Here is a 5,092-nt window from a genome sequence, read left to right as displayed (position 1 = left end):
CCGTGATCCTGTTCATCGCCTATCCGGTGACGCTGCTCGCCTTCCCCCTGTGGAACCGCCTGCTCGCCCGCTACCCGGCCGCCACGGTGGCGCCCTTCGCGCTGCTCGTGCCTGTGGTCGGGATCGCGAGCACGAACTGGTTCCTCGGCGAGCCCTTCGAGCCGGCCGAGGCCGTGGGCGGTGGGCTGATTCTGACGGGCATCGCCCTCAACGTGCTCGCCGCCCGCCGGAAGCGGGCGCGCGGCGGCCGGGGCGAGCCGGCATCCGGCAGCGCGAGCCCCCCACGCGCCCTGAGCGCCCGGTAGGCGGCGATCCCCGTCGCGGGACGCGACGCTTGGCCCTTGTCCAAATGTAGCCTATAGGCTACATTTGCTCACGCTACAGATCCGGCGCACGGCGGTCTTCGCGAAGTGGATCGACAGCTTGCGCGACGCACGCGCGAAGGCTCGGATCGCATCGCGGATCGACCGGTTGGCCTTGGGCAATCCGGGCGACGTCAAGCCGGTCGGCGAGGGTGTGAGCGAGCTGCGCATCGATCACGGCCCGGGCTACCGCGTCTATTTCGTGCGCCGTGGCGAGACACTGGTCGTCCTGCTCTGCGGTGGCGACAAGGCGGGCCAGGACGGCGACATCGCGCGGGCAAGGGCGATCGCGGCAACCCTATGAGGGCACCATGACCGAGACCAAGCCCTACGACTCGGCCGAGCATCTCGATTCCGACGAGGCCATCGCCGAGTATCTCGCCGCCGCCATCGAGGAGGGCGATGCGGCCCTGTTCCGCCACGCGCTCGGCGTCGTGGCCCGAGCCCGCGGCATGACCCAGATCGCCCGCGAGGCCGGGCTCTCGCGCGAGAGCCTGTATCGAGCCCTGTCCGACGAGGGGAACCCGAGCCTCGACACGGCCCTGCGCGTGCTGGGCGCTCTCAACATCCGCCTCACCGCGACGGTCGCGCCCGGCTGACGGGCGGCCAGGTCAGCCCACCGCCAGCCCCCCACGCGCCCTGAGCGCCCGGTAGGCGGCCACGCCCGCGGCGAGATCCGCGATCAGCCGCCGCTCGTCGCCGAGATCGGCGAGGTCGTAGCTGAGGCCCAGGATGTGGGCGCCCTCGTAGCCCTCGGGCAACGCGCCCGCGCTGCCGAGCGCGATCGCACGGACGGGCAGCCGGTCGGCGAAGTCGCCGAGCCGCTCACGCAGCGCGTCGCCGCTCGCGCGGAGGTAGTCCCCGGCGCGCGGGCCGTGCTCGCGGATCGCCGCCGCCGTGCCCTGCGCCAGCGAGAGGTGCACCCGCTCGCGGTGGGCCGGGAATAGGTAGACGAGGTAGTAGCCCCGCGTCGCGCTGGTTGTGATGGCGGGGTCGAAGGCTGCGAGCCAGGGCACGGCGGCCCAGCGCGTGCCGCGCCCGGGGCTGCCCTTCACCAGGAACGGGCCGTCGATGCCGGCGAGCGCCCGGCGCAGCTCGTCCGGCGCGCCCTTTCGGATCACCGCCGCGAGCGGGTGCCCGGCCGGCGGGTCGAGCCGGGCGAGCGGATACTCCTCCACAATGCGCCGCAGGGCGTAGCCGAGGCTCACGGCCGCGACAGCACCCCGCCGGAGATCGGCTCGCGCACGCCGGTGGTCGCCGGGAAGGTGATCGGCAGGCCCTGCATCGAGCGCACCGCCAGGTAGGCGAAGGCCTGCGCCTCCAGATAGGCCGAGGACCAGCCGATCGCGTCCGCGGTCATGATCTCGGCGCGCAGGTGGTAGTTGAGGAGCCGCACCAGCTCGCCGTTGCGGGCACCCCCGCCCGCCACGATCCAGCGGGTCGGGATCTCGGGGGCGTGGTCGAGCGCGCGGGCGACCGCGCGGGCCGTGAAGGCGGTCAGCGTCGCGGCGCCGTCCTCGGTCGAGAGCTGGCCCGCGAGCTTGTGCGAGAACCAGTTCCGGTCGAGCGATTTCGGCGGCCTGCGGAAGAAGAACGGGTGGGTGAGGAGCCAGGCCAGCAGCTGCTCGTCGGGCCGTCCGCGGGCGGCGGTGCGGCCCCCGTCGTCGAGGTTCTTGCCCTCGCGCTCCTGCATCCACTCGTCGATGAGGGAGTTGCCCGGCCCGGTGTCGAAGGCGATCACGCCACCCTTGGAATCGACCAGCGTCGCGTTCGCCACCCCGCCGATGTTGAGGATGCCGAAGGGCCCTTCCATGCCGGCGGCTTCCGCCAGCGCCTTGTGGAACACCGGCACCAGCGGCGCCCCCTGCCCGCCCGCCTCGATGTCGGCCCGGCGCAGGTCCGACACCACCGCGATGCCGAGGCGGGAGGCGAGCGCCGGCCCGTCGCCGATCTGGATCGAGATGCGGTGGTCGGGCCGGTGGATCACGGTCTGGCCGTGGAAGCCGATCACGTCGATGTCGGCGGGCTGGAGGCCGTTGTCGGCGAGAAACTGCTCGACCGCCTCCGCGTGCGCCCGGGTGACGAAGCCTTCCGCCTCCGGCAGGCGGCCCGGCCGGTCGTCGGGCCGCACCACGCTCTCGGCGTCCTTCGTGGCAGCGCGCAGCAGCGCCTTCTCGTCCTCGCCGTAGCCGCGGTAGCCGGTGGGGCCGAGCGGCGCCAGGAAGTTGTTGTGGCCGCGCTCGACCCGGATCGTCTCGCCGTCCGTCTCGATCAGGGCGATGTCGACACCGTCCAGCGAGGTGCCGCTCATCAGGCCGATCGCGCGCATCATCGCCATGCCGGACTCCCCCGTGCCTTTCCGGGAGCGCCCTGCTAAGAGCCGCCCCGAACCCACCTCATGCCGGCCGAGCTAGCACGCGGGCGAGAGCCTGTCGCCCGGCCGCCCCTCCGGGACTTCCCATGACGCCTGAGAGCTTCGCCCCGAAATCCGACTTCCTGCGGGTCCTGATCGAGCGCGGCTACGTCCACCAGGGCTCGGACCTCGCCGGCATCGACCAGGCGGCGCTCGACGGGCGGCTGACGGCTTACGTCGGCTACGACTGCACGGCGGCCTCGCTGCATGTCGGCCACCTCCTGTCGATCATGATGCTGCACTGGCTGCAGAAGACGGGCGGCAAGCCGATCGCGCTGATGGGCGGCGGCACCACCCGCGTCGGCGATCCCTCGGGCCGCGACGAGTCGCGCAAGATCCTGACGCTGGAGCAGATCGAGGAGAACAAGGCGGGCATCCAGAAGACATTCGCGCGCTTCCTGGCATTCGGCGAGTCGGGCAACGACGCCCGCATGGTCGACAACGCCGAGTGGCTGACCAAGCTCAACTACATCGAGATGCTGCGCGACATCGGACGGCACTTCTCGGTCAACCGCATGATGTCGATGGACAGCGTGCGCATGCGCCTGGAGCGCGACCAGGAACTCTCGTTCCTGGAATTCAACTACATGATCCTGCAATCCTACGACTTCGTGGAGCTGAACCGGCGCTACGGCTGCATCCTGCAGATGGGCGGATCGGACCAGTGGGGCAACATCGTCAACGGCATCGATCTCGGGCGCCGGCTCGGCACGCCCCAGCTCTACGGCATCACCTGCCCGCTCCTGACCACGGCGTCGGGCGCCAAGATGGGCAAGACCGCCGCCGGCGCCGTGTGGCTCGATGCCGGAATGCTCTCGCCTTACGACTACTGGCAGTTCTGGCGGAACACCGAGGACGCCGACGTCGAGCGCTTCCTGAAGCTGTTCACGCTGCTGCCGCTGCCCGAGATCGCGGAGCTCGCCGGGCGCGGGGGGGCGGCGATCAACGAGGCCAAGCGCGTGCTCGCCACCGAGGCCACCGCCCTGATGCACGGGCGCGAGGCGGCGGACACGGCCGCCGAGACCGCGCGCAAGACCTTCGTGGAGGGGGCGCTCGCCGCGGATCTCCCGAGCGTCGCGGTGCCGCGCGCGACGCTGGAGGCCGGTCTCGGCGTGCTCACGGCCTTCGGGCCGGAGCATGCCCGGCTCGTGCCCTCGACCAGCGAGGCGCGGCGCCAGATCAAGGGCGGCGGCCTCAAGGTCAACGACGTGGCCGTCGCCGACGAGCGGGCAGTGCTCACCCTCTCCGACCTGACCCCGGAGGGCGTGATCAAGCTCTCCTTCGGGCGCAAGCGCCACGTGCTGCTCAAGGCCGAGTGATCCGGGTTCTGGAAAAGCCGGCCGCCCGTGCGGCCAAGCCACGGACAAGCGGGCGGTCTTCCGGCATAGTCCGGAGATCAGACCGGCCCGCGGCCGGAACCGTGACGGAGATCCCACGTGACCCTTCGAGCCCGACACGTCCTGGCCGCCGGCCTCCTCGCCCTGGGATGCGCCGGCCCCGCGACGGCGCAGCCGGTGATCTACTACGCGCCCGACGCGCCGACCGTGCTGCAGACCGACCGGGCCGGCCGGGTGATCGTGCCGCCGACGCGCCCCGACCTCGCGATGCCGCCGGTGCCGGTGCCGCAGGTGATGAACGGCGGCGGCTTCGGCCTGACCGGGTTCGACTACTACAACGACGAGTTCAGCGAGAGCCGGTTCGGCGCGCGCAAGCACCCGAAGGTCTTCGTGCTGGCGCCTGCCCCGATCGATCCGGCCTGGCGCTACTGAGAGATCCCGATCTCAGGGCCCTGCCCTGAGGACTCGCCAGAGGGCCGGCGGCCCTCTGGACGCCCTGTCGATCGAGGAAACCTGTCTCAGCGGCTCTTCTGGTAGAGCTTGCTCGCGATCTCGAAGATCTCCTGCGGCGCGTAGTCCGGCGCGAAGGCGCCGTAATTGCCGTCGAGCTCCGGGATCTTGCCGCCCTCCGGCGGCCCGTCCACGATCTCGAGGTTGCCCGGCGGATCGCCCGGCAGCGCCACCTCGTCGTTCGACCAGACGCCCGCCATCTCAGGGTAGTCCGGGGAGCCGAAGGTGTAGAGCCGGCGGTGCGAGCCCTCCTGCAGGTACTTCTGGCACTCGGGGATCTTGTCGAGCACGATGTTCGGGGTCGGCAGCATCTTCTCGATCTCGACGCCGGTGAGCTTCTTCAGCGCCAGCGCGTAGGCGTGGGCGTGGACCGAGCCGCGCACCAGGAGGTAGCCGCAGACCTCGCGGCCGGTCGGGTCCTTCAGGGTCTCGTAGACGCGCAACTTGTGCAGGCGGGCGCCGCACTCGAG

At 71.4% G+C, this 5,092-nt stretch carries 8 protein-coding genes; 5 read left to right on the top strand and 3 right to left on the bottom strand.

The features are described 5' to 3' along the window. The 3 genes from AX737_RS29290 to AX737_RS29280 all read left to right on the top strand — a co-directional run. Positions 1–305, top strand: a 305-nt coding sequence (locus tag AX737_RS29290; RefSeq protein ID WP_156454040.1) for an EamA family transporter, incomplete at its 5' end; no start/stop codon positions are given. A 64-nt stretch (positions 306–369) separates the two neighbouring features. Continuing rightward, positions 370–666: a type II toxin-antitoxin system RelE/ParE family toxin gene (locus AX737_RS29285; RefSeq protein ID WP_066927501.1), complete on the top strand. Its 297-nt coding sequence runs from the start codon at positions 370–372 to the stop codon at positions 664–666. A gap of 7 nt (positions 667–673) precedes the next feature. Beyond that, positions 674–961 carry an addiction module antidote protein gene (locus AX737_RS29280; RefSeq protein ID WP_066927499.1) on the top strand — a complete coding sequence of 96 codons (288 nt, stop codon included), beginning with the start codon at positions 674–676 and terminating at the stop codon, positions 959–961. 12 nt (positions 962–973) lie between these two features. On the opposite strand, the gene AX737_RS29275 is transcribed toward AX737_RS29280, so the two are convergent. Both AX737_RS29275 and AX737_RS29270 read right to left on the bottom strand, forming a co-directional pair. Then, a complete protein-coding gene (locus tag AX737_RS29275) occupies positions 974–1,570 on the bottom strand; it encodes a DUF3578 domain-containing protein (RefSeq protein ID WP_066927497.1) in 597 nt (198 codons plus the stop codon). Beyond that, a complete protein-coding gene (locus AX737_RS29270) occupies positions 1,567–2,700 on the bottom strand; it encodes an anhydro-N-acetylmuramic acid kinase (protein ID WP_082773371.1) in 1,134 nt (377 codons plus the stop codon). The genes AX737_RS29275 and AX737_RS29270 overlap by 4 nt, the downstream gene beginning before the upstream one ends. Positions 2,701–2,822: 122 nt before the next feature. Here AX737_RS29270 and tyrS point away from each other — a divergent pair, with 122 nt between their 5' ends. Both tyrS and AX737_RS29260 read left to right on the top strand, forming a co-directional pair. Continuing rightward, positions 2,823–4,094: a tyrosine--tRNA ligase gene (gene tyrS, locus AX737_RS29265; protein WP_066927496.1), complete on the top strand. Its 1,272-nt coding sequence runs from the start codon at positions 2,823–2,825 to the stop codon at positions 4,092–4,094. A 117-nt stretch (positions 4,095–4,211) separates the two neighbouring features. Further along, a complete protein-coding gene (locus AX737_RS29260; RefSeq protein ID WP_066927494.1) occupies positions 4,212–4,544 on the top strand; it encodes a hypothetical protein in 333 nt (110 codons plus the stop codon). An 86-nt stretch (positions 4,545–4,630) separates the two neighbouring features. On the opposite strand, the gene AX737_RS29255 is transcribed toward AX737_RS29260, so the two are convergent. Beyond that, positions 4,631–5,092, bottom strand: a 462-nt coding sequence (locus tag AX737_RS29255) for a manganese catalase family protein (RefSeq protein WP_197430765.1), incomplete at its 5' end; no start/stop codon positions are given.

The organism is Methylobacterium sp. CCH5-D2, from assembly GCF_001556475.1.
GTDB classification, from domain to species: Bacteria; Pseudomonadota; Alphaproteobacteria; order Rhizobiales; family Beijerinckiaceae; genus Methylobacterium; species Methylobacterium hispanicum.
The sequence above is the reverse complement of the archived record's forward strand: the minus strand, read 5'-3'. Positions and strand labels throughout refer to the sequence as shown.